Origin of the sequence: Pseudomonas sp. B21-035 (genome assembly GCF_024748945.1) — a bacterium.
Lineage (GTDB): Bacteria > Pseudomonadota > Gammaproteobacteria > Pseudomonadales > Pseudomonadaceae > Aquipseudomonas.
This window is the reverse complement of the sequence record NZ_CP087179.1, coordinates 1,265,128-1,288,451: the sequence shown is the minus strand read 5'-3', so window position 1 is coordinate 1,288,451 and position 23,324 is coordinate 1,265,128. Positions and strand designations below refer to the sequence as shown.

Annotated in this window: 20 protein-coding genes; 14 read left to right on the top strand and 6 right to left on the bottom strand. The window is 63.7% G+C overall.

Annotated features, from left to right (window positions below):
• Positions 1–5 precede the first annotated feature (5 nt).
• Both dapC and LOY22_RS05815 read left to right on the top strand, forming a co-directional pair.
• On the top strand, positions 6–1,199 hold the full coding sequence (dapC, locus tag LOY22_RS05820) for a succinyldiaminopimelate transaminase (RefSeq protein ID WP_045193632.1): 1,194 nt from the start codon (positions 6–8) through the stop codon (positions 1,197–1,199).
• A 127-nt stretch (positions 1,200–1,326) separates the two neighbouring features.
• Complete coding sequence (locus LOY22_RS05815; protein WP_213602225.1) at positions 1,327–2,079, top strand: M12 family metallopeptidase; 753 nt, start codon at positions 1,327–1,329, stop codon at positions 2,077–2,079.
• Here LOY22_RS05815 and LOY22_RS05810 read toward each other — a convergent pair.
• Positions 2,072–3,718, bottom strand: coding sequence for a Na+/H+ antiporter (locus LOY22_RS05810; RefSeq protein WP_258596804.1), 1,647 nt, complete (start codon positions 3,716–3,718; stop codon positions 2,072–2,074). The genes LOY22_RS05815 and LOY22_RS05810 overlap by 8 nt on opposite strands.
• 230 nt (positions 3,719–3,948) lie before the next feature.
• On the opposite strand from LOY22_RS05810, the gene LOY22_RS05805 reads away from it, so the two are divergent.
• From LOY22_RS05805 to LOY22_RS05790, 4 genes are read left to right on the top strand one after another with little or no spacing between them, the layout of a single operon-like run.
• Positions 3,949–4,311, top strand: a complete 363-nt coding sequence (locus tag LOY22_RS05805; protein ID WP_093386686.1) for an ArsC family reductase — start codon at positions 3,949–3,951, stop codon at positions 4,309–4,311.
• Between the two features lie 42 nt (positions 4,312–4,353).
• A complete protein-coding gene (dapD, locus tag LOY22_RS05800) occupies positions 4,354–5,388 on the top strand; it encodes a 2,3,4,5-tetrahydropyridine-2,6-dicarboxylate N-succinyltransferase (RefSeq protein ID WP_045193637.1) in 1,035 nt (344 codons plus the stop codon).
• A gap of 54 nt (positions 5,389–5,442) precedes the next feature.
• Positions 5,443–6,648 carry an aminotransferase class V-fold PLP-dependent enzyme gene (locus LOY22_RS05795; RefSeq protein WP_258596801.1) on the top strand — a complete coding sequence of 402 codons (1,206 nt, stop codon included), beginning with the start codon at positions 5,443–5,445 and terminating at the stop codon, positions 6,646–6,648.
• The gene (locus LOY22_RS05790; protein ID WP_093386692.1) at positions 6,645–7,055 is read left to right on the top strand and encodes a SufE family protein; all 411 of its coding nucleotides are present in this window, start codon (positions 6,645–6,647) and stop codon (positions 7,053–7,055) included. Before LOY22_RS05795 ends, LOY22_RS05790 begins: the two co-directional genes overlap by 4 nt.
• Here LOY22_RS05790 and tcdA read toward each other — a convergent pair.
• Positions 7,034–7,855, bottom strand: a complete 822-nt coding sequence (gene tcdA, locus LOY22_RS05785) for a tRNA cyclic N6-threonylcarbamoyladenosine(37) synthase TcdA (RefSeq protein ID WP_045193641.1) — start codon at positions 7,853–7,855, stop codon at positions 7,034–7,036. The two genes, LOY22_RS05790 and tcdA, sit on opposite strands and share 22 nt — an antisense overlap.
• A 289-nt stretch (positions 7,856–8,144) precedes the next feature.
• On the opposite strand from tcdA, the gene LOY22_RS05780 reads away from it, so the two are divergent.
• The 4 genes from LOY22_RS05780 to LOY22_RS05765 all read left to right on the top strand — a co-directional run bounded on the left by LOY22_RS05780 (position 8,145) and on the right by LOY22_RS05765 (position 13,203).
• Complete coding sequence (locus LOY22_RS05780) at positions 8,145–10,736, top strand: glycosyltransferase (protein WP_093386695.1); 2,592 nt, start codon at positions 8,145–8,147, stop codon at positions 10,734–10,736.
• 108 nt (positions 10,737–10,844) lie between these two features.
• Positions 10,845–11,996: a succinyl-diaminopimelate desuccinylase gene (gene dapE / locus LOY22_RS05775; protein WP_010224867.1), complete on the top strand. Its 1,152-nt coding sequence runs from the start codon at positions 10,845–10,847 to the stop codon at positions 11,994–11,996.
• Complete coding sequence (locus LOY22_RS05770) at positions 11,996–12,808, top strand: putative RNA methyltransferase (RefSeq protein WP_093386699.1); 813 nt, start codon at positions 11,996–11,998, stop codon at positions 12,806–12,808. Before dapE ends, LOY22_RS05770 begins: the two co-directional genes overlap by 1 nt.
• A gap of 17 nt (positions 12,809–12,825) precedes the next feature.
• Positions 12,826–13,203 (top strand): hypothetical protein, encoded by a 378-nt coding sequence (locus tag LOY22_RS05765; protein WP_093386702.1) that lies wholly within the window; start codon positions 12,826–12,828, stop codon positions 13,201–13,203.
• An 87-nt stretch (positions 13,204–13,290) separates the two neighbouring features.
• Here the strand turns inward: LOY22_RS05765 and LOY22_RS05760 are convergent, their stop codons facing one another.
• Positions 13,291–13,500, bottom strand: coding sequence for a cold-shock protein (locus tag LOY22_RS05760; protein WP_038996759.1), 210 nt, complete (start codon positions 13,498–13,500; stop codon positions 13,291–13,293).
• Between the two features lie 222 nt (positions 13,501–13,722).
• Between LOY22_RS05760 and plsB the strand changes: the two genes are divergently transcribed.
• The 3 genes from plsB (at position 13,723) to LOY22_RS05745 (ending at position 17,415) form a co-directional block, all read left to right on the top strand.
• A complete protein-coding gene (gene plsB / locus LOY22_RS05755) occupies positions 13,723–16,209 on the top strand; it encodes a glycerol-3-phosphate 1-O-acyltransferase PlsB (protein WP_045193647.1) in 2,487 nt (828 codons plus the stop codon).
• Between the two features lie 84 nt (positions 16,210–16,293).
• Positions 16,294–16,692, top strand: coding sequence for a YbaY family lipoprotein (locus LOY22_RS05750; protein WP_038996762.1), 399 nt, complete (start codon positions 16,294–16,296; stop codon positions 16,690–16,692).
• Between the two features lie 33 nt (positions 16,693–16,725).
• Entirely contained in the window at positions 16,726–17,415 is a 690-nt protein-coding gene (locus LOY22_RS05745) for a DUF4197 domain-containing protein (RefSeq protein WP_258596795.1), read from the top strand.
• Positions 17,416–17,491: 76 nt separating this feature from the next.
• Here the strand turns inward: LOY22_RS05745 and LOY22_RS05740 are convergent, their stop codons facing one another.
• Entirely contained in the window at positions 17,492–20,560 is a 3,069-nt protein-coding gene (locus LOY22_RS05740; RefSeq protein ID WP_045193649.1) for an efflux RND transporter permease subunit, read from the bottom strand.
• Positions 20,561–20,566: 6 nt separating this feature from the next.
• The gene (locus LOY22_RS05735; protein WP_045193650.1) at positions 20,567–21,667 is read right to left on the bottom strand and encodes an efflux RND transporter periplasmic adaptor subunit; all 1,101 of its coding nucleotides are present in this window, start codon (positions 21,665–21,667) and stop codon (positions 20,567–20,569) included.
• Positions 21,668–21,862: 195 nt separating this feature from the next.
• Between LOY22_RS05735 and LOY22_RS05730 the strand changes: the two genes are divergently transcribed.
• Positions 21,863–22,495, top strand: a complete 633-nt coding sequence (locus LOY22_RS05730) for a TetR/AcrR family transcriptional regulator (protein ID WP_045193651.1) — start codon at positions 21,863–21,865, stop codon at positions 22,493–22,495.
• Here LOY22_RS05730 and LOY22_RS05725 read toward each other — a convergent pair.
• Complete coding sequence (locus LOY22_RS05725) at positions 22,492–23,274, bottom strand: class I SAM-dependent methyltransferase (RefSeq protein WP_258596793.1); 783 nt, start codon at positions 23,272–23,274, stop codon at positions 22,492–22,494. The two genes, LOY22_RS05730 and LOY22_RS05725, sit on opposite strands and share 4 nt — an antisense overlap.
• Positions 23,275–23,324 lie beyond the last annotated feature (50 nt).

Here is a 23,324-nt window from a genome sequence, read left to right as displayed (position 1 = left end):
CGCCGATGAACAACGCTTTGAACCAGCTTCAGCCCTACCCGTTCGAGAAACTCCGTGCGCTGCTCGGCAGCGTGACGCCTGCGGCGGACAAACGCGCCATTGCCCTGTCGATCGGTGAGCCGAAGCATGAGTCGCCGGCGTTCGTCGCCCAGGCCCTGGCCGACAGCCTCAAGCAAATGGCGGTGTACCCGACCACTGCCGGCCTGCCGGCCCTGCGCCAGGCCATCGTGCGCTGGTGCGAACAGCGCTTTGGCGTACCGGCCGGCTGGCTGGATGCCGACAAACACGTATTGCCGGTCAATGGCACCCGGGAAGCGCTGTTCGCCTTCACCCAGGCGGTGGTCAATCGCGCCGATGACGGCCTGGTGATCAGCCCCAACCCGTTCTACCAGATCTACGAAGGCGCAGCCTTGCTGGCCGGCGCCACCCCGCACTACCTGCCATGCCTGGACAGCAACGGCTTCAACCCGGACTTCGATGCGGTGTCGGCCGAGACCTGGCAGCGCTGCCAGATCCTCTTCCTCTGCTCCCCGGGCAACCCCACCGGCGCCCTGGTGCCGATGGACACCCTGAAAAAACTGATCGCCCTGGCCGACCAGTACGATTTCGTGATTGCCGCCGACGAGTGCTACAGCGAGCTGTACTTCGACGAACAAAGCCCGCCGCCAGGCCTGCTCAGCGCCTGCGTCGAGCTTGGCCGCAGCGACTTCAAGCGTTGCGTGGTGTTCCACAGCCTGTCCAAGCGCTCCAACCTGCCGGGCCTGCGTTCGGGCTTCGTCGCAGGTGATGCCGAGATCATCAAGCCGTTCCTGCTCTACCGCACCTACCACGGCTGCGCCATGCCGGTGCAAACCCAACTGGCGAGCATCGCCGCCTGGAACGACGAACAACACGTACTGGCCAACCGCGACCTGTACCGCGAGAAGTTCGACGCAGTGCTCGAAATCCTCGCCCCGGTGCTGGATGTGCAGCGCCCGGACGGCGGCTTCTACCTGTGGGCCAAGGTGCCAGGCGACGACGCAGCGTTCACCCGTGACCTGTTCGAAGCCCAGCACGTGACCGTAGTGCCGGGTTCGTACCTGTCGCGCGAAGTGGATGGCGTCAACCCAGGTGCCGGGCGCGTGCGCATGGCGCTGGTAGCGCCATTGGCCGAGTGCGTCGAGGCGGCCGGGCGGATTCGAGACTTCCTCACCCGCTGATGGATCGGCGGCATCGGAACAGCCGGTGCCGCCTGCCCTGAAAAAGCCACAACTAAAGCTTTATCTACCACTAGATCCGGCGCCTGACTGGAGACACTTCACGCTCACGAACGAGAAGGACTCCCTCATGAGCGATTTGATCTTTTGCCGTTACCGCCACAACGTCGACCCGCAGCTTTCCTACGAAGCAGCCATCGCGGAAAACCCTGCCAATGCTCCCAGCCATTCAGGGTCGCGCAAAAAACGCGCGATTTATGGTTCCACCCGTCTCTGGCAGCCAGGGCGCACCCTGAAATTTTCGTTTCTGGGCTCACCCAGCACCGAACTGAAGTTGAAAATTCTCAATACAGGGAGCCAATGGGTGTCGCAGTCAGGCGCCAACCTCGGCATAGCCCTGTACCACGACAACTACCTGCAGGCCGATATCAGGATCAAGCTCGACCCCAAGGCCCTGCACAATGAGTCTGCCCTGGGAACTGATGCACTGCTGATCAAAACAAACGAAACAATGACCCTGAACGTCCTGCCGGACAGCGAATACTTCGAGCCGACCGTCCTGCATGAGTTCGGCCATGTCTTTGGCGCCACCCACGAACATCAAAACCCGTTAGCTGACATTCCCTGGAATGAAGACGAGCTCATGAAGGTCATGACCCAGCAGCGGGGATGGAGCGAGGCCGATGTACGCAGCCAGTTTCTGGAGAAGCCAACTGAAGCAAATACCTTGTTCACAACCTACGACCGCGAGTCGATCATGCATTATCCAATTGCGCAGTGGATGACCCTGGGTGACTGGGAAGTGGGGGCAAACAAGACGTTGAGCGAATATGATCTGGCATTCATGCGCCGAGCCTACCCCCTAGCCAACACACCTACCTGACCTGCCCCAGATTCGCCTCACTCATATCCAGCTCCCCCAGCACCTGACGCACCACATCATCACCTATCTGGTGCTGGCGGTGCAGGTTGTACAGCTCCAGGCGCTGGGCCCGCAGCGCCCGCAATCGCAAGCGCCGCTCCAACTGATCCATCTGTTCGGCCAGGGCCTGGGCTTCGGCGCTGTCGTTGAAGGTATCAAGCTGATGCCGGTATTCAGCCATCAAGCGCGCTTTGAGCTCGGCCGCCAGCGCCGCCTGCGAAGCGTCCAGCGGGCTGCCGGCCTCACTCAGGTCCTCTGCCTCAAGGGCATGAATCGCCGCTTCGGCCGTGCGGCGCCAGGCCTCCTGGGCTTCCTGACGCAGGGCGTCATCCGGGCTTTTGGTCACCCCGCGCAACAACAGCGGCAGGGCAATACAGGCCGACACCAGCGACAGCAGAATCACCCCGGCGGCGATGAAAATCAGCAAGTCGCGCTCCGGGAAGTCCTTGCCGGCGCTGATCAGCAGCGGCACCGACATGACACCGGCCAGGGTCACCGCCCCGCGCACACCGCCGACCGTCAATAGCCAGCAGGAACGCGCGTTGGGCATCAGCACCAGGTCCTCTTTACCACGCCAGCGGCGGATCACCCCGATCAGGCGCCAGATGCTCTGCACCCAGATAAAGCGCAAGGCCAGCAGTACCGCGAAGATCGCCACCACATCCAGGCAGCGCCACAGCAAGGTCGGCCACAGCGAGGCTTCGTGGCTGGTCACCGCCTTGATGATGTCGGGCAACTGCAGGCCCAACAACAGGAAGATCAAACCATTGAAGGCAAACTCCAGCAGCGACCAGACGCTGCGGTTGAGCAGGCGCGTGCTGGTCTGCCGGGGCAGCAGGTCAAGCCAGCTTTGCATCATCCCAGCCGCTACCGCCGAGAGAATGCCGGAGGCGCCCAGGCGCTCGGCCAGCACGTAGGCGGCAAACGGCAGCAGCAACATAAACACCACGTGGGTGGCCGGGTCATCCCAGCCACGGGCGATCATCCAGGCACGCAGGCGCCCGACCAGCCAGCTCAGGGCGACACCGATGGCCAGGCCGCCGACAGCCACCAGCACGAAGGTCAGGCTGGCCTCGGCCAGCGAGAACACGCCGGTGATTGCCGCGGCCAGGGCGAATTTGAAGGTCACCAGGCCCGAGGCGTCGTTCATCAGCGCCTCGCCCTGGAGCATGTGCATCAACGGCGTCGGCAGCCGGTCCTGGGAAATGGCCGACACCGCCACGGCGTCGGTGGGCGACAGAACCGCAGCCAGGGCGAAGGCCACCGGCAAGGGAATGCTCGGCAAAATCCAGTGAATGAAATAACCGGCACCCACCACGGTAAACAGCACCAGGCCAACGGCCAGGGTCAGGATCGGCCCGCGCAACTTCCACAGATCGCGCTTGGGCATCCGCCAGCCATCGGAAAACAGCAGCGGCGGCAAAAACAAGAACAGAAACAATTCTGGGTCCAGGGCCACGTGCAGGCCCAGGGTAGGCCACGCCAGCAAGGCGCCAGCGGCGATCTGCACCAGTGGCAACGGCAGCGGGATCATTCGCCCGACCAGTTTGGAAACACTCACCAGCATCAGCAGGATGAGAACGGTGTAGGCTGATTGCATTCGGCGAGTCCTGTTCAATTCAAACGCATTCAATAACTTATGCGGGCCTGGGCACGGTTTTGCCATTGAAACGACATATTAGCCGCTTAGGCTGCCGGCGCACCGCTGCACAAAAGTCGCAGAACGGCCCAGAACCTGTAACACAATGCTACAAAGAGCCATGGCAACGCCAACCCAACGCCGCCGACCATGGCATAATCCTTCACCATTTTTTCCCAGGGGGGCAAGACATGACCAAACGCGACACGCCATTGCACCTTTATGGAATCAAGGCCTGTGACACCATGAAGAAAGCCCGCACCTGGCTCGAAGAGCAGGGCCTGGGCTACGATTTCCACGACTACAAGGCCCAGGGCATCGACCGTGCAAGCCTTGAGCGCTGGTGCGATGAACATGGCTGGCAAACGGTACTCAACCGCGCCGGCACCACCTTCCGCAAGCTCGACGACGCCCAGAAGGCCGATCTCGACCAGGCCAAGGCCATCGAACTGATGCTGGCCCAGCCGTCGATGATCAAGCGCCCTGTGCTCGACCTCGGCAAGCGGACCCTGGTCGGCTTCAAGCCTGATTTGTACGCGGCCGCCCTTCAGTAACCCGGCGCCGAGCTTTCATTCAATTTCGCAAGAGGTAACTGCATGTCCACTACCCTGTTCAGCCTGGCCTTCGGTGTCGGCACCCAGAACCGTCAAGGCGCCTGGCTGGAAGTCTTCTACGCCCAACCGCTGATCAACCCGGCTGCCGAGCTGGTCGCGGCCATCGCCCCGGTCCTGGGCTATGAAGGCGGCAACCAGGCGATCGCCTTCAGCACCAGCCAGGCCGCGCAGCTGGCCGAAGCCCTCAAGGGTGTCGATGCTGCCCAGGCCGCACTGCTGACCCGCCTGGCCGAAAGCAACAAGCCGCTGGTGGTCACCCTGCTGGCCGAAGACGCCGCATTGACTTCCACCCCGGAAGCCTACCTGAAGCTGCACCTGCTCTCGCACCGCCTGGTCAAGCCACATGGCCTGAACCTGGCCGGGATCTTCCCGCTGCTGCCAAACGTTGCCTGGACCAGCCAGGGCGCCGTCGACCTGGCCGAGCTTGCCGAGCAGCAACTGGAAGCGCGCCTGAAGGGCGAGCTGCTGGAAGTATTCTCGGTAGACAAGTTCCCGAAAATGACCGACTACGTCGTCCCTGCCGGCGTGCGTATCGCCGACAGCGCCCGTGTGCGCCTGGGTGCCTACATCGGCGAAGGCACCACGATCATGCACGAAGGCTTCGTCAACTTTAACGCCGGCACCGAAGGCCCGGGCATGATCGAAGGCCGTGTTTCCGCGGGCGTCTTCGTCGGCAAGGGTTCGGACCTGGGCGGCGGCTGCTCGACCATGGGCACCCTGTCCGGTGGCGGCAACATCGTCATCAAGGTTGGCGAAGGCTGCCTGATCGGCGCCAACGCCGGTATCGGCATTCCACTGGGCGATCGCAACACCGTCGAAGCCGGCCTGTACATCACCGCTGGCACCAAGGTGAACCTGTTGGACGAGAACAACCAGCTGGTCAAGGTGGTCAAAGCCCGCGACCTGGCTGGGCAGACCGACCTGCTGTTCCGCCGCAACTCGCTCAACGGCGCAGTGGAGTGCAAGACCCACAAGTCGGCCATCGAGCTGAACGAAGCGCTGCACGCCCACAACTAAGTGGTACCATCGGGTCTGGCCTAACGCCAGGCCCGATTTTCAGGTCCGATCATCATGTTCCAGCCCTCCCCCTGGCGCGCTGACTTCCCAGCCATCGACGCCCTGCAACGCCAGCACCAGACCTACCTGGACAGCGCCGCTACCACGCAAAAACCGCAACTCCTGCTCGATGCCCTGAGCCACTATTACGGCCATGGTGCTGCCAATGTGCACCGTGCCCAACACCTGCCCGGCGCCCTGGCTACCCAGGCCTTCGAACGCAGCCGCGACAAGGTCGCCGGCTGGCTGAACGCCGCCGACAGCCAGCAGATTGTCTTCACCCACGGCGCCACCTCGGCCCTGAACCTGCTCGCCTACGGGCTTGAGCCGCTGTTCGAGGCCGGTGACGAAATTGCCATCAGCGCCCTCGAACACCATGCCAACCTGCTGCCCTGGCAACAGCTGGCCCAGCGTCGTGGGCTCAAGCTGGTGGTGCTGCCACTGGACAACCGCGGCCTGATCGATCTGAACATTGCCCTGCAACTGATTGGCCCGCGTACCCGGGTGCTGGCGGTCAGCCAGCTGTCCAATGTCCTCGGCGCCTGGCAGCCGCTGGAGCCCCTGCTGGCCCATGCCCAGGCCCAAGGTGCACTAACCGTGGTCGACGGTGCCCAGGGCGTGGTCCACGGCCGTCACGACGTTCGCCAGCTGGGCTGCGATTTCTACGTGTTCTCCAGCCACAAGCTCTATGGCCCGGACGGTGTCGGTGTGCTCTACGGCCGCAGTGAAGCCCTGACGCGCCTGCGACACTGGCAGTTCGGCGGCGAGATGGTCCAGGTCGCCGACTACCACAGCGCCAGCTTTCGCCCGGCGCCCCTGGGTTTTGAAGCCGGTACGCCGCCGATTGCCAGCGTCATCGGCCTCGGGGCCAGCCTCGATTACCTGGCCGGCCTGGATGCCAATGCTGTTGCCGAGCATGAAGCCGGCCTGCACCGCCACCTGCTGCGTGGCCTCAACGACCGCGAAGGCATCCGCCTGCTCGGTCAGCCGCAAGTGGCCCTGGCCAGTTTCGTGGTCGAGGGCGTGCACAACGCTGACCTGGCCCACATGCTCACCGAACAGGGCATCGCCGTACGCGCCGGCCATCACTGCGCCATGCCGTTGCTGAAAAGCCTCGGCCTGGACGGTGCCATCCGCGTATCGCTGGGCTTGTACAACGACTCCGACGACCTGCAACGCTTCTTCGACGCCCTGGATCAGGCCCTGGAGCTGCTGCGATGAGCCTGCCTGTCGCTGCGCAGCAAGCCCTCGACTCGTTCTCACAAGCAGCCGGCTGGGAACAACGCGCGCGCCTGCTGATGCAATGGGGCGAGCACCTGGTGCCCTTGAGCGAAGAAGAAAAGTCCGAAGCGAACCGAGTCCATGGCTGCGAAAGCCAGGTCTGGCTGGTGGCGGCACAGCAAGATGGTCAGTGGCGCTTCAAAGGCGCCAGCGATGCACGGATCATCCGCGGTTTGCTGGCGCTGCTGCTGGTGCGGGTCGAGGGCCTGTCCAGCGCTGAGCTTGCGCAACTGGACCTGCCCGCCTGGTTCAACCAGCTAGGCCTGGGCCGCCAGCTCTCACCCTCGCGCAGCAACGGCCTGAACGCCGTGCTGCAACGCATGGCTCAGCTTGCCGCAGGTGTCTGAGCCTGGCGCTCGGACGGGCGCCGAGCGCCGGCCACAAGCTTTTCCACCGCTTTGCTGGCGGCGACCATGCCGAAGGTCGCGGTGACCATCATCACCGCGCCGAAGCCGCCTGAGCAGTCCAGCTTAACCCCTTCGCCAACAAAACTCTTCTGCAGACAGACGCTGCCGTCACCCTTGGGGTAGCGCAGCTGTTCGGTGGAAAACACACAGGGCACGCTGTAGTTGCGGGTTACCGTGCGGGAAAAGCCATAGTCGCGGCGCAAGGTCGAACGCACCCGCGAGGCCAGCGGATCGTTGAAGGTCTTGTTCAGGTCGGCGACGCGGATCTGGGTTGGATCGATCTGCCCGCCGGCGCCTCCGGTGCTGATGATGGTGACTTTGTGGCGCTTGCACCAGCCGATCAGCGCGGCCTTGGCCATGACGCTGTCGATGCAGTCAATCACACAGTCGATGTGTTCGCCGATATACTCGGGCAGGGTTTCCTTGGTGACGAAATCCACCACCGCATGCACCTTGCACGCCGGGTTGATGGCCCGCAGGCGCTCGGCCATGACCTCGGCCTTGGCCCGGCCGATATTGCCTTCCTGGGCATGCAGCTGGCGGTTGGTATTACTGACGCAGACATCATCGAGGTCGAACAGCGATATTTCGCCCACGCCGCTGCGGGCCATGGCTTCGGCCGCCCAGGAGCCGACCCCGCCGATACCGACGATAGCCACATGGGCCTCGCGCAGGCGCTGCAGGCCGTTGTCACCGTATAACCGGGCGACACCGGCAAAGCGTGGATCTTCTGTACTCATGGCCCAACCCCGAAAAAACCGGCGCGTATTATAGGCCTCTTGGGGTGCGATGACACCCTGCCGTGGCCGCCACCCGAGTCATGCATTGGTCAAGGCAGTTGTAATCCTGCTTTAATGTCCTATGCAATCCAAAGACTTGGACGACAAAAGTACGGGCTAAGAACTTCAGCTCCTGAAGCCAATCCAATCTTCTGCCACCGACCTGTTCTTACACAATCTGAGCAGGAAGCACGCAGGATTCGCGCCTCATGGCGCCCGCCCGTTCCACCTTTCGGAACCCGAACTATCTATGTCATCGCGTAAATTTGGTATCAACCTGGTAATAGTCATGGCTATCGCCGCGCTATTCACCGGGTTCTGGGCGCTGATCAACCGCCCGGTTTCCGCCCCCAACTGGCCGGAGCAGATTTCCGGTTTCTCCTATTCGCCGTTCCGCCAGGGCGAAAGCCCGCAAAAGGGCCAGTACCCCAGCGAGGACGAACTGCGCCAGGACCTCGAACAGCTCAGCAAGCTGACCGACAGCATCCGCATCTATACGGTGGAAGGTACCCAGGCCGAGATTCCGCGCCTGGCCGAAGAGTTCGGCCTGCGCGTGACCCTGGGGGTGTGGATCAGCCCGGACCTTGAGCGCAACGAACGGGAAATCGACAAAGCCATCGAACTGGCCAACAGCTCGCGCAGCGTGGTGCGGGTGATGGTCGGCAACGAAGCGCTGTTTCGCAAGGAAATCACCCCCGAAGCACTGATCCAGTACATGGACCGCGTGCGCGCGGCAGTAAAAGTCCCGGTGACCACCAGTGAACAGTGGCACATCTGGAAAGAACACCCGGAGCTGGCCAAGCATGCCGACCTGGTAGCTGCGCACATCCTGCCGTACTGGGAGTTCATCCCGATGAAGGATGCCGGCCAGTTCGTACTGGATCGTGCCCGCGATCTGAAGCAGCAATTCCCACGCAAACCGCTGCTGTTGTCTGAAGTCGGTTGGCCGAGCAACGGCCGCATGCGCGGCGGTGCCGATGCCACCCCGGCAGACCAGGCCATCTACCTGCGCACCCTGGTCAACAAACTCAACCGCCAGGGCTACAACTACTTTGTCATCGAAGCCTACGACCAGCCGTGGAAGGCCAGCGACGAAGGCTCGGTGGGTGCCTACTGGGGCGTGTTCAACGCTGCCCGCCAGCAGAAATTCAACTTCGAAGGCCCGGTGGTGGCCATTCCGCAATGGCGTGTGCTGGCGGTCGGCTCGGTGGTGCTGGCGATGCTCTCGCTGACCCTGCTGCTGATCGACGGCTCGGCCCTGCGCCAGCGCGGGCGCACCTTCCTGACCTTCATTGCCTTCCTCTGCGGTTCGGTGCTGGTGTGGATCGGCTACGATTACAGCCAGCAATACAGCACCTGGTTCAGCCTCACCGTGGGCTTTTTGCTCGCCCTCGGCGCCCTTGGCGTGTTTATCGTGCTGCTCACCGAGGCCCATGAACTGGCCGAAGCGGTGTGGATTCACAAGCGCCGCCGGGAGTTCCTGCCGGTGCAGGCCGACGCCGCGTACCGACCGAAAGTCTCGGTGCATGTGCCGTGCTACAACGAGCCGCCAGAGATGGTCAAACAGACCCTCAACGCCCTGGCCGCGCTGGACTACCCGGACTACGAAGTCCTGATCATCGACAACAACACCAAGGACCCGGCGGTCTGGGAGCCGATCAAGGCGCACTGCGAAATGCTTGGCGAGCGCTTCAAGTTCTTCCACGTCGCGCCCCTGGCCGGCTTCAAGGGCGGCGCGCTGAACTACCTGATTCCGCACACCGCCAAGGACGCCGAAGTGATTGCGGTCATCGACTCGGACTACTGCGTCGATCGCAACTGGCTCAAGCACATGGTGCCGCACTTCGCCGATCCGAAGATCGCCGTGGTGCAATCGCCCCAGGATTACCGCGACCAGAACGAAAGCACCTTCAAGAAGCTCTGCTACAGCGAATACAAAGGCTTCTTCCATATCGGCATGGTCACCCGCAACGACCGTGACGCAATCATCCAGCACGGCACCATGACCATGACCCGCCGTTCGGTACTCGAAGAGCTGGGCTGGGCCGACTGGTGTATTTGCGAAGACGCCGAACTGGGCCTGCGGGTGTTCGAGAAAGGCTACTCGGCGGCGTATTCCCACGAGAGCTATGGCAAAGGCCTGATGCCCGACACCTTCATCGACTTCAAGAAGCAGCGCTTTCGCTGGGCCTATGGCGCCATCCAGATCATCAAGCGCCATGCCGCAAGCCTGTTGCGCGGCAAGGACTCGGAACTGACCCGTGGCCAGCGCTACCACTTCCTCGCCGGCTGGCTGCCGTGGATCGCCGATGGCATGAACATCTTCTTCACCGTCGGCGCCCTGCTGTGGTCGGCGGCGATGATCATCGTGCCGCAGCGGGTCGACCCGCCGCTGCTGATCTTCGCGATTCCGCCGCTGGCGTTGTTCGTGTTCAAGGTCGGCAAGATCGTGTTCCTCTACCGCCGCGCGGTGGGCGTGAACCTCAAGGACGCCTTCGCCGCGGCCCTGGCCGGCCTGGCGCTGTCGCACACCATCGCCAAGGCAGTGCTGTACGGCTTCTTCACCAGCAGCATCCCGTTCTTCCGCACGCCGAAGAACGCCGACAGCCATGGCTTGCTGGTGGCGCTGTCAGAGGCCCGTGAAGAGCTGTTCATCATGTTGCTGCTGTGGGGCGCAGCGGCCGGGATCTACCTGGTCCAGGGCCTGCCGAGCAACGACATGCGCTTCTGGGTGACCATGCTGCTGGTGCAGTCGCTGCCCTACCTGGCGGCGCTGATCATGGCCATGCTGTCGTCACTGCCAAAGCCTGTGGATGCCGCGCAGCCGGCCCAGGCTTCCTGAGCCTTGAGATAACCTGTAGGAGCGGCGGTGCGCCGCTCCTACAGGACTCTGAATTGCTATAAGATAACCCCCCTCGAATTCGTGCCCTGCCTTGCCCCGGAGCTCCCCATGACGGCCCCAGCCGACCTCTCGCCTACCCTTGAACTGGCCTGCGACCTGATTCGCCGTCCGTCGGTTACCCCGCTGGACTTCGACTGCCAGAAACAGATGATGCAACGCCTGGGCGATGCTGGTTTCATGCTTGAGCCGATGCGCATCGAAGACGTCGACAATTTCTGGGCCACCCATGGCACCCAGGAAGGCCCAGTGCTGTGCTTCGCCGGCCATACCGACGTGGTCCCGACCGGCCCGGTGCAGGCCTGGCAGAACGATCCGTTCGATGCCCTGATCGATGCCGACGGCATGCTCTGCGGGCGTGGCGCGGCTGACATGAAAGGCAGCCTGGCCGCCATGGTAGTGGCCACCGAGCGCTTCGTCGCCGACTACCCCAACCATCGCGGCAAGGTCGCCTTCCTGATCACCAGTGATGAAGAAGGCCCGGCCCACCACGGCACCAAGGCCGTGGTCGAGCGCCTGGCCGCGCGCAACGAGCGCCTGGACTGGTGCATCGTCGGCGAGCCGTCGAGCACCAGCCTGGTCGGTGACGTGGTCAAGAACGGCCGTCGCGGCTCGCTCGGCGCCAAGCTCACGGTGCGCGGCGTACAGGGCCACGTGGCCTATCCGCACCTGGCCAAGAACCCGATCCACCTGGCCGCTCCGGCACTTGCAGAGCTGGCTGCCGAACACTGGGACGAAGGCAATGCGTTCTTCCCGCCGACCAGCTTCCAGATCTCCAACCTCAATTCCGGCACCGGCGCCACCAACGTGGTACCGGGCGAGCTGACCGCGCTGTTCAACTTCCGCTTCTCTACCGAGTCGACGGTCGAAGGCCTGCAGCAGCGGGTTGCCGCCATCCTCGACAAGCACCAGCTCGACTGGCACGTGGACTGGGCGCTGTCGGGCCTGCCGTTCCTGACCGAGCCGGGCGATTTGCTCGACGCAGTGTCGGCCAGCATCAAGGCGGTCACCGGCCGTGAGACCAAGGCATCGACCAGCGGCGGCACCTCCGACGGGCGCTTCATCGCCACCCTCGGCACCCAGGTGGTCGAGCTGGGCCCGGTCAACGCCACCATTCACCAGGTCAACGAGCGGATCCTGGCCAGCGACCTCGATGTGCTGACCGAGATCTACTACCAGACCCTGACCCGGTTGCTTGCCTGATGCTCACCTGCCCGATCTGCAGCGCCGCGCTGAGCACCCTCGACAATGGCGTGGCCTGCCCGGCCGGCCACCGTTTCGACCGTGCCCGCCAGGGTTACCTGAACCTGTTGCCGGTGCAGCACAAGAACAGCCGTGACCCGGGCGACAACCAGGCCATGGTCGAGGCCCGCCGCGACTTTCTCAACGCCGGCCATTACGCCCCGGTGGCCCGCCGCCTGGCTGAGCTTGCCGCCGAACGCGCACCCGCGCGCTGGCTGGACATCGGCTGTGGCGAGGGTTACTACACCGCGCAAATCGCCCAGGCGTTGCCCGAGGCGGACGGTTATGCCCTGGACATCTCCCGCGAGGCGGTCAAGCGCGCCTGCAAGCGCAACCCGGCGCTGACCTGGCTGGTGGCAAGCATGGCCCGGGTACCGCTGGCCGATGGCAGTTGCCAGTTCCTCGCCAGTGTCTTCAGCCCGCTGGACTGGCAAGAGGCCCTGCGCCTGCTGAGCCCCGGCGGCGGCCTGATGCGCGTCGGCCCGACCAACGAGCACCTGATCGAACTGCGCCACAAGCTCTACGATGAAGTACGCGACTACAGCGACGACAAGCACCTGGCGCTGGTCCCCGAGGGCATGCATCACGCCCATAGCGAAACCCTGAAATTGCGCCTGAGCCTTGCCGACGGCAAGGCCCGCGCCGACCTGCTGGCCATGACCCCTCATGGCTGGCGTGCCAGCGCCGAGAAACGCGCGCGCGTCATCGACCAGGCCGAGCCTTTCGAGGTCACGGTATCGATGCGTTACGATTATTTTGTGCGCCAAGACTGAGCGCACCCGGAGCCCCTATGCGCCAACCCGATATCGAGATCTACCTGAAAGACGCCGAGGTCGACCACAAGCAGATCGCTGCCTGGCTCAGCGAAGCGCTTGGCCCGTGCAGCGACTGGCAGCAGAAAGGCCAGACCTACAAGTGCAGGGCCGGTAACATTCCAGTTACCTGGTTACCGAAGGCTGTGGGCAAATGGAACAGTCTTTACCTGGAGAGCGACCAGACCCCGTGGGATGATGACATTGCCTGCGCACGCGCAGCCTTTGCCGCGCTGAACGTCGAAGTGCGCTGTGCACCGGGCAGTTGGGTCGAGGAAGAAGGTGAAGAAGATGCCGATCGCTGGATCCGCATCAGTGCCGACGGTGAAGAGGAAATCACCTGGCGGACCAGCTGAAAACTGTCTTCGAAAAGGCCCGCCCCGGTCGTCCGGCGGCGGGCCTTTTCGCTGGTGGGCCCAGGCTCGAGGCTTGTGGCCCGGCGCTTACAGACCGACTACGTCTTCTGCCTGCAAGCCTTTCTGGCCCTGAGTCAGATTGTATTCGACCTGCTGCCCCTCGAGCAGGGTGCGATGCCCCTCCCCGCGGATGGCACGGTAGTGAACGAACACGTCCGCGCCACCTTCACGCTGAATGAAACCGTAACCTTTTGCGTCATTGAACCACTTTACACTTCCAGTCTCACGAGACGACATCTGCACTACTCCGGATTTTTATTTTGGAATCGCCTTGCATGCAGAGGGGTCACGGCCCCCTGCCGACGCAGCTTGCACAAATCTCTTGCAAGCGGCGGACCGAGTATATGACACACTTAAATTAATTTTCATGACCGGGGCGCTTTTTGCTGAACTTGCGCAGATACGGCACACTAGTCGACTGAGCAAATACTCAAAAATCTCATCCAGAGCACACACCGTATGACCCGTTCCCCCTTGCGCCGCCTGATCTTCGGCGCCCTGCGTCGCCTGTTGTACCTGTGGGTTCGCTCCGAGACCATCAACCAGTCATCCTTTACCCTGAACCTGGATCGCAGCCGGCCGGTGTTTTACGCCCTGCAGTCGCCGTCGCTCACCGACCTTGCGGTGCTCGACCGCGAATGCACCAAAGCCGGGCTGCCACGCCCGGTGCTGCCGGTCGCCGTCGGCACCCTGCACGAGCCGGCAGCGTTCTTCTACCTGACCCCGGAGCCCGACTGGCTCGGCCGCCAGGACAAGCGCGGCGCCCCGCCGACCCTGGCACGGCTGGTCAACGCCATCAGCCAGCATGCCGAAGAAGACGCGCAGATCATCCCGGTCAGCGTGTTCTGGGGCCAGTCGCCGGCCAGCGAATCCAGCCCGTGGAAGCTGCTGTTTGCCGACAGCTGGGCGGTTACCGGGCGCCTGCGGCGCTTGCTCACCGTGCTGATCCTGGGGCGCAAGACCCGCGTGCAGTTCTCGGCGCCGATCCACCTGCGCGAGCTGGTGCAGCACAACAAGGGCCACGAGCGCACCGTGCGCATGGCCCAGCGCCTGCTGCGGGTGCACTTTCGCAACCTCAAGACCGCCGTCATCGGCCCGGACATCTCCCACCGCCGCAACCTGGTCAAGGGCCTGGTCCACGACCCGCTGGTGCGCCAGGCCATCGCCGATGAAGCCGAACGCGAGAAGATCCCGCTGGCCAAAGCCGAAGCCCAGGCCCTGCGCTACGGCAACGAGATCGCCTCGGACTACACCTACACCGCCATCCGCTTCCTCGAAGTGGTGCTGAGCTGGTTCTGGAACAAGATCTACGACGGCATCAAGGTCAACCACATCGAGCAGGTGCAGGGCATCGCCCCGGGCCACGAAGTCATCTATGTGCCGTGCCACCGCAGCCATATCGACTACCTGCTGCTGTCCTACCTGCTGTTTCGCAACGGCCTGACCCCGCCGCACATCGCCGCCGGCATCAACCTCAACATGCCGGTGATCGGCGGCCTGCTGCGCCGTGGCGGGGCGTTCTTCATGCGCCGCACGTTCAAGGGCAACCCGCTGTACACCGCGGTGTTCAACGAATACCTGCACACCCTGTTCACCAAGGGCTTCCCGGTCGAGTACTTCGTCGAAGGCGGCCGCTCGCGCACCGGGCGCATGCTCCAGCCGAAAACCGGCATGCTCGCCATTACCCTGCGCAGCTACCTGCGCTCCTCGCGCACGCCAATCGTCTTCGTGCCGGTGTACATCGGTTATGAACGGGTGCTCGAAGGCCGCACCTACCTGGGCGAGCTGCGCGGGGCGAGCAAGAAGAAAGAATCGATCTTCGACATCTTCAAGGTCATCGGTGCGCTCAAGCAGCGCTTCGGCCAGGTGGCGGTCAACTTCGGCGAGCCGATCCGCCTCGGCGCCTTCCTTGACCAGCAGCAACCCGGCTGGCGCGAACAGGAGCACGGCCCGCAGTTCCGCCCGGCCTGGCTCAACGAAACCACCTCGCGCCTGGGCGAGAAAGTCGCCCAGCACCTGAACGAGGCGGCGGCGATCAACCCGGTCAACCTGGTGGCCCTGGCGCTGCTCTCCACCAGCCGCCTGGCCCTGGACGAGCGCGCCCTGGCGCGGGTGCTGGACCTGTACCTGGCGCTGCTGCGCAAGGTGCCCTACTCGCCGCACACCACCCTGCCTGAAGGCGATGGCCTGGCGCTGATCAGCCACGTCAAGGGCATGGACCTGCTGGCCGAGCAAAGCGATGCGCTGGGCAAAATCCTCTACCTGGACGAGCAGAACGCCGTCCTGATGACTTACTACCGCAACAACGTGCTGCACATCTTCGCCCTGCCAGCCTTGCTGGCGAGCTTCTTCCAGAGCAGCTCGCGGATGAGCCGCGAACTGATCCTGCAGTACACCCGGGCCTTGTACCCGTACCTGCAATCGGAGCTGTTCATTCGCTGGGAGCTCGATGAGCTGGACGCGGTGGTCGACCAGTGGCTGGAGGCCTTCGTCGAACAGGGCCTGCTGCGCTTCGAGAACGGCGTGTACCTGCGCCCGGCACCGAGTTCGCGGCAGTTCGTGCTGCTGACCTTGCTGGCCCGGGCCATCACCCAGACCCTGCAGCGCTTCTACATGGCTACCGCGTTGCTGCTCAACAGCGGCCAGCACACCCTGAGCGCCGAAGAGCTGGAAGACCTGTGCGTGATCATGGCCCAGCGCCTGTCGATTCTGCATGGCCTGAACGCCCCGGAGTTCTTCGACAAGACCCTGTTCCGCCACTTCATCCAGACCCAGATCGAACAAGGCGTATTGCGCCCGGACAGCAACGGCAAACTTGGCTACCACGAAAAACTCAGCGAACTGGCCGAGGGCGCGGCCAAGCGCGTGCTGTCGGCAGAGGTGCGCCTGTCGATTCGCCAGGTCGCCCTGCAGCGCAGCGAAGAAGCCACCGAAACTGCGGTATAGGCCATACTGGCCAGTGCCTTTGGAGCAACACGAATCGAACCGCCTGGCGACCGCAACCGCGGCGCCGGCGCTAAGGAGCTACTGATGAAAAAACTGTCCCTGATCCTTCTTGGCAGCCTGCTGGCCGCGTGCAGCAGCACCCCTGAAGCCCCCAAGGCCAGCCTCGACGGCGAGGTCTTCTACCTGCAACGCATCGCCCTGCCGCCTGCCGCCACCCTGAGCGTGGCCCTGCAGGACGTGTCGCTGATGGACGCCCCCGCCGTTACCCTGGCCAGCCAGAGCGGCCCGGTCAAAGGCAATGTGCCGCTGCCCTTCCACCTGAGCTACGACCCGGCCCAGGTCAAGCCCGGCCACCGCTATGCAGTGAGCGCGCGGATCGAACTGGACGGCAAGCTGCTGTTCATCAACACCGAGCACCATGGCGTGCAACTTGATGGCAACGACCCGCAGCCGGTACGCATCAAGGTCGATGCCGTTCGTTGATTGATTGTTTTTCCTTCGTATAAGGATGCTGCCATGTTCCGCCCCGCTCTAACCTTCACCGGCCTGTGCGCCGGCCTGTTGCTGTCGGCCAGCGCCCTGGCGCTGTCGCTCGGCAACCTCTCGCAAAAAGATGCCTCCACCGGCCTCAAAGACGCCCTGACCCAGGGTGCCCAGGTAGCGGTGAAACAACTGGGTACCCCGGGTGGCTTCAGCAATAACCCGGATGTGCGCATCGAACTGCCCGGCAACCTGGGCAAAGTCGCCAAGAAGATGAAAGCCTTCGGCATGGGCGCCCAGGTCGATCAGCTGGAAACCAGCATGAACAAGGCCGCCGAGGCCGCCGTGCCGCAAGCCCAGGCGCTGCTGGTGGATGCCGTGAAGAAGATGACCGTGGACGATGCCAAGGGCATCCTCAGCGGCGGCAACGACTCGGCTACCCAATACCTGAGCAAAACCAGCCGCGAGCAGATCCGCGCCAAGTTCCTGCCGATCGTCAAGAAAGCCACCGACCAGGTCGGCCTGGCCCAGCAGTACAACAACTTTGCCGGGCAAGCAGCGACCCTGGGCGTGCTCGATGCCAAGAACGCCAACGTCGAAGGCTACGTGACCGAACAAGCGCTCAACGGCCTGTTCGAGATGATTGCCAAGCAAGAAGAAACCATCCGCCAGAACCCGGCGGCGGCAGCTACCAGCATTGCCAAGAAGGTGTTTGGCGCGCTGTAAGCGCCAGCTACAAGCTTCAAGCGGCAAGCCACAAGCAGTGTGAACAGCACCTCTTGCAGCTTGCCGCTTGTAGCTCTCAACTGCTCTTTCTGACCCTGAACCACGCCGCATACAGCGCCGGCAGGAACAACAGCGTCAACGCCGTCGCCACGATCAAGCCACCCATGATCGCCACCGCCATCGGCCCGAAGAACACGCTGCGTGACAGCGGGATCATCGCCAGCACCGCCGCCAGGGCGGTCAGCACGATTGGCCGGAAGCGCCTTACTGTCGCCTCGATAATCGCCTGCCAGCGGTCCAGCCCGGCAGCGATGTCCTGCTCGATCTGATCGACCAGGATCACCGAGTTGCGCATGATCATCCCCGACAGGGCGATGGTCCCGAGCATCGCGACAAAACCGAACGGCTGGCGGAACACCAGCAGGAACAGGGTCACGCCGATCAATCCCAGGGGCGCGGTGAGGAACACCATCACCGTGCGCGAGAAGCTGCGCAGTTGCAGCATCAGCAGGGTCAGGACCACGACGATGAACAACGGCACCCCGGCGTTCACCGATTTCTGCCCGCGAGTGGAGTCCTCCACTGTGCCACCCACGTCCAGCAGGTAGCCATCGGGCAGCTCGGCACGTATCGGGTCCAGGGTCGGCAGGATCTGCTTGACCAGGGTGACCGGCTGTTCCTTGCCATAGATGTCGGCGCGCACGGTGACGTTGGGCAGGCGGTTGCGGTGCCAGATCACGCCTTCTTCAAAGCCGTATTCCAGGGTTGCCACCTGCGACAGCGCCACACTACGGCCATTGTCGGTAGGCACCGCCAGGCTCGGCAGGTTGGCAAGCTCGCTGCGCTCCTGCTGGGTACCGCGCAGGAGGATCTCGATCAGCTCGTTGTCCTCGCGGAACTGGCTGACCGCCGAGCCGGTCAGCGAGCTTTGCAGGAACTTCGCCAGGTTCGCCGTGCTCACCCCCAGGGCGCGGGCGCGGTCCTGGTCGATGTTCAGGTAGACCACCTTGCTCGGCTCTTCCCAGTCCAGGTGAACGTTGACCACGTGGGGGTTCTCGCGCACCTTGGCGGCCACTTTGCGGGCCAGGGCACGCACCTGCTCGATGTGCTCACCAGTGACCCGGAACTGTACCGGGTAACCCACCGGCGGGCCGTTTTCCAGGCGCGTGACCCGCGAACGCAGGTCGGGGAACTGCTCGTCGAGGGTTGCGATCAGCCAGCTACGCAGCTGTTCGCGCTCCTCGATGGTTTTCGCCAGCACCACGAACTGGGCGAAACTCGGCGCCGGCAGTTGCTGGTCGAGTGGCAAGTAGAACCGCGGCGAGCCGGTGCCGACATAGGCCACATAGTTGTCGATGCCGGCGCGTTCCTTGAGCAGCGCTTCCAGGCGCTTGACCTGATCGGCGGTGTTGCTCAGCGAGGCGCCTTCGGCCAGCTTCAGATCGACCATCAGTTCCAGGCGCCCGGAAGCCGGGAAGAACTGCTGGGGCACGAAACGGAACAGCAAGATGCTGCCGACAAACAGCGCGATGGTCGCCACGATCACCGTCTTGCGCCGCTCCACGCACCAGCCCACCAGGCGCCGCACGCGCTGGTAGAACGGCGTGCCGTAAGGGTCAGGGCCGCCTTCGGCGGTGCCGTGCTTGGCCGCATGCAGCTTGGCCAGGTCAGGCAACAACCGCTCACCCAGGTACGGCACGAACACCACCGCGGCAACCCAGGAGGCGAGCAAGGCGATGGTCACCACCTGGAAGATCGAACGGGTGTATTCACCCGTGCCGGATTGCGCGGTGGCAATCGGCAAGAAGCCTGCGGCGGTGATCAGGGTGCCGGTGAGCATCGGGAAGGCGGTGCTGGTCCAGGCGTAGCTGGCGGCCTTGAACCGGTCGAAACCCTGCTCCATCTTGATCGCCATCATCTCCACGGCAATGATCGCATCATCCACCAGCAAGCCTAGGGCCAGCACCAACGCGCCGAGGGAGATCTTGTGCAAACCGATGCCGAAGTAGTACATGGCGGCAAAGGTCATCGCCAGCACCAGCGGAATGGCCAGGGCCACCACCAGGCCGGTGCGCATGCCCAGCGAGAAGAAGCTCACCAGCAAGACAATGGCCAGCGCTTCAACCAGCACCTGAACGAACTCGCCGACGCCGGTCTTCACCGCCGCTGGCTGGTCGGAGACCTTGCGCAGCTCCATGCCGGCCGGCAGGTTGTGGGCAATGCGGGCGAACTCGGTTTCCAGCGCCTTGCCCAGCACCAGAATGTCACCGCCAGCCTTCATCGACACCGCCAGGCCGATGGCGTCCTCGCCCATGAAGCGCATGCGCGGCGCGGGCGGATCGTTGAAGCCCCGGCGCACCTCGGCAACATCGCCGATACGGAAAGTGCGGTCACCGACCCGGATCGGGAACTGCTGGATCTGCTCGACCGTGGTAAAGCGCCCGCTGACCCGCAGTTGCAGGCGCTCGCTCGGCGTCTCGAAGAAGCCTGCGGTGCTCACCGCGTTCTGTTCTTCCAGCGCCTGTTGCACCGCTGCCAGGGGCAGGCCGAGGGTGGCCAGCTTGAGGTTGGACAGCTCGATCCAGATCTTCTCGTCCTGCAGGCCAAGCAGCTCGACCTTGCCGACATCCTTGACCCGCTGCAACTGGATCTGCACGCGGTCGGCGTAGTCCTTGAGCACGGCGTAATCGAAGCCGTCACCGGTCAGCGCGTAGATATTGCCGAAGGTGGTGCCGAACTCATCGTTGAAGAACGGCCCCTGGATACCCTGCGGCAAGGTGTGGCGGATATCGGCAACCTTCTTGCGGATCTGGTACCAGAGCTCGGGGATATCGGCCGAATGCATCGAGTCGCGGGCCATAAAGGTGACCTGCGATTCACCGGGCCGCGAGAACGAGACGATCTTCTCGTACTCGCCGGTTTCCATCAGCTTCTTTTCGATACGCTCGGTGACCTGGCGTGAGACTTCCTCGGCGCTGGCCCCTGGCCAGTTGGTGCGAATGACCATGGCCTTGAAGGTAAACGGAGGGTCTTCGCTCTGCCCCAGCTTGGTGTAGGACAGCGCGCCGACCACAGCCAGCAAAATCATCAGGAACAGCACGATCTGCCGATTGCGCAGGGCCCAGGCGGAAAGGTTGAAACCCATCGGGACTTACTCCTTGGCCGCCAGATTCACCACACGATTGGACCGGTCCACCGGACGAACCTGCTGCCCTTCCTGGAGCACATGCACGCCGGCCGCCACCACCCAGTCCGAGGCATTCAGGCCTTCGAGCACTGGCACGCTGTTTTCACCGTAGGCACCCACCCGCACCGGTACGCGCTTGAGGGTGTTGTTGGCATCGACACGCCAGACGTAGGTCTGGCCGTTTTCTGCGGTCAGCGCCGAGAGCGGCACCGCCAGGGGAATGTTCTCGGCGTGCTGGATGTACACCCGGGCGCTTTGCCCAAGCTCGGCCGGCACCTTGCCGGCGGTAAAGGCGATGCGCGCAGCGAAGGTTCGCGAGCGCGGGTCGGCCGAAGGCGACAGTTCGCGAATCCGGCCATTGAAGCGTTGATCCGGTTGCGACCAGAGCTCCACCGCCACCGTCTGGCCGACCTTGAAGCGGCCAAAATTCTGCTCAGGCAGGCCGATCAGCACTTCGCGCTCGCCATCGGCGGCCAGGGTGAACACCGTCTGCCCCGCAGCCACCACCTGGCCCACCTCAACCTGGCGCTTGGCGATCACGCCGTCCTGGGACGCGCGCAATACGGCATATTCTGCCTGGTTGCCGGCGACGTCGAACTCGGCGCGCACTTGCTTGAGCCGGGCCAGGCCAGCACGGTAGAGGTTTTCGGCGTTGTCGTATTGCGAATGGCTGACCATCTGCCGGTCGAGCAGGGTCTTGTAGCGGTCGCGCTCGGCCTTGACCAGGTTCAGGTTGGCTTCGGCAGCGGCCAATTGGGCACGGCTGGCTTCCAGTTGCAGGCGCACATCCTGGGGGTCGAGTTCGGCCAGTGGCTGTTCGGCCTTGACCCGCTGCCCCTCCTCGACCAGGCGCTTGCTGACCTTGCCACCGATGCGGAACGCCAGCTCCGGCTCGAAGCGCGCACGCACCTCGCCGGGGTAGCTGTCGGCGGCGGCGCTGGCCGGCTGCGGCTGCACCACCATGGCCGGACGAAGGGAAGTCTGCGGTGCGCTTTCCTGCCCGCAGGCAGCAAGCAACAGCACGAGACCAACGGGCAAAGCGAGGGGCAAGGCATGGCGCAACATGATGGATGACCTTTCGCGAATGGCGCTTTGAATATTTATACTGGCGGGTATATTAAATCAGGGAACCGGAGCGGGGAAGCAGGCCTGCGCGAGAAATCCCATATTTACGCCGGGAGCAGCGCGTCGATTTTTGCCCGCCGAAATGCCGGTCGCGATGTACCATGTGCACTTACTGGAATATGTAACTTTTCACTCATGCCCAAAGTCACCGCTGCTACCGGCCCCGGCCGGCCCAAGGACCTGGCAAAACGCCAGGCCATTCTCGAGGCAGCCAAGGCGCTGTTTCTAACCCTTGGCTATGCCAACACCAGCATGGATGCGGTCGCGACAGCGGCAGGTGTGTCAAAACTCACGGTCTACAGCCACTTTACCGACAAGGAGACGCTGTTCTCTTCGGCAGTGGTCGCCACCTGCACGGCGCAGTTGCCCGAGCTGATTTTCGAGCTGCCTGAAGGGGTTCCGCTGGAACAGGTGCTGCTGAAGATCGGCCGCGGCTTTCAGGCGCTGATCAGCAGCGACCTGTCGGTCAAGCTGCACCGGCTGATCATGGCCCTGGGCAATCAGGACCCGAAACTCAGCCAGATCTTCTTCGAGGCCGGCCCGTTGCGGGTGCTGCACGAGATGGAGGCGCTGCTGCGCCAGGTGGATGCCCGCGGGCTGCTGCGCATTGAATTGCCGGCCAACGCCGCCGAGCACTTCTTCTGCCTGCTCAAGGGCGCGGCCAACTTCCGCCTGTTGCTCGGCTATGCCCCGGCGCTGGATGCCGAGGCCTCCGAGGCCCATGTGCAAGAAGTGGTGGCGCTGTTCATGCGCGCTTACCGACCTTAAGCCTTGAGGGCTTTTTTCGGATAGATGTCGTAGCGGCTGGATTTGCCTTCCAGGCAGTGGCTGGGCTTGGGCCCGTCGATGATCGGCGCCTTGCGCGGGCGCTTGACCACCACCCGGTGGCTGGCCAGGGCCAGGGCGGCTTCGAGCAGCGCCGGGGCGTCGAGGTCGTCACCAACCAGCGGGCGGAACACGCGCATTTCCTTTTTTACCAGGGCGCTCTTGTCGCGATGAGGGAACATCGGGTCGAGGTAGATCACCTGCGGCGGCTCACCCTGCCAGTTGCGCATACGCTCGATGGCATTGCCGGTGAGCAGTTGCATGCGCGCAACGATCGGGCCCACCTCGGCATCGCTGCGGGCGCGGGCCAGGCCGTCTTCGAGCAAGGCCGCGACCAGCGGCTGGCGCTCGATCAGGGTCATCTGGCAACCGAGGCTCGCCAGCACGAAAGCGTCCTTGCCCAGCCCCGCCGTGGCATCGAGCACCTGCGGGCGCACGCCCTGGGCGACGCCCACGGCCTTGGCGATCATCTGCCCGCTGCCGCCGCCGAACACCCGCCGGTGCGCCGCCGCGCCTTCGACAAAATCCACCCGCACCGGCCCCGGCGCCTGCGCACCGAGCTGCTGGATCTGCAGGCCATCGGCGCCGATCTGCACGGCAAAGCCTGCATTGTCATCGCTCAGCGGCAATCCCAGACGCCGCGCCCACTCGCCAGCCTGGGCCTGATAATCGGCCGTCAATGCCTCGACCCGGATGCCGCCGTCAGCCAGTTGCTCCACCATCAAATCCTGTACTCAAAAAAATTAAATGATCGTCGGCCGCGGCCGATATA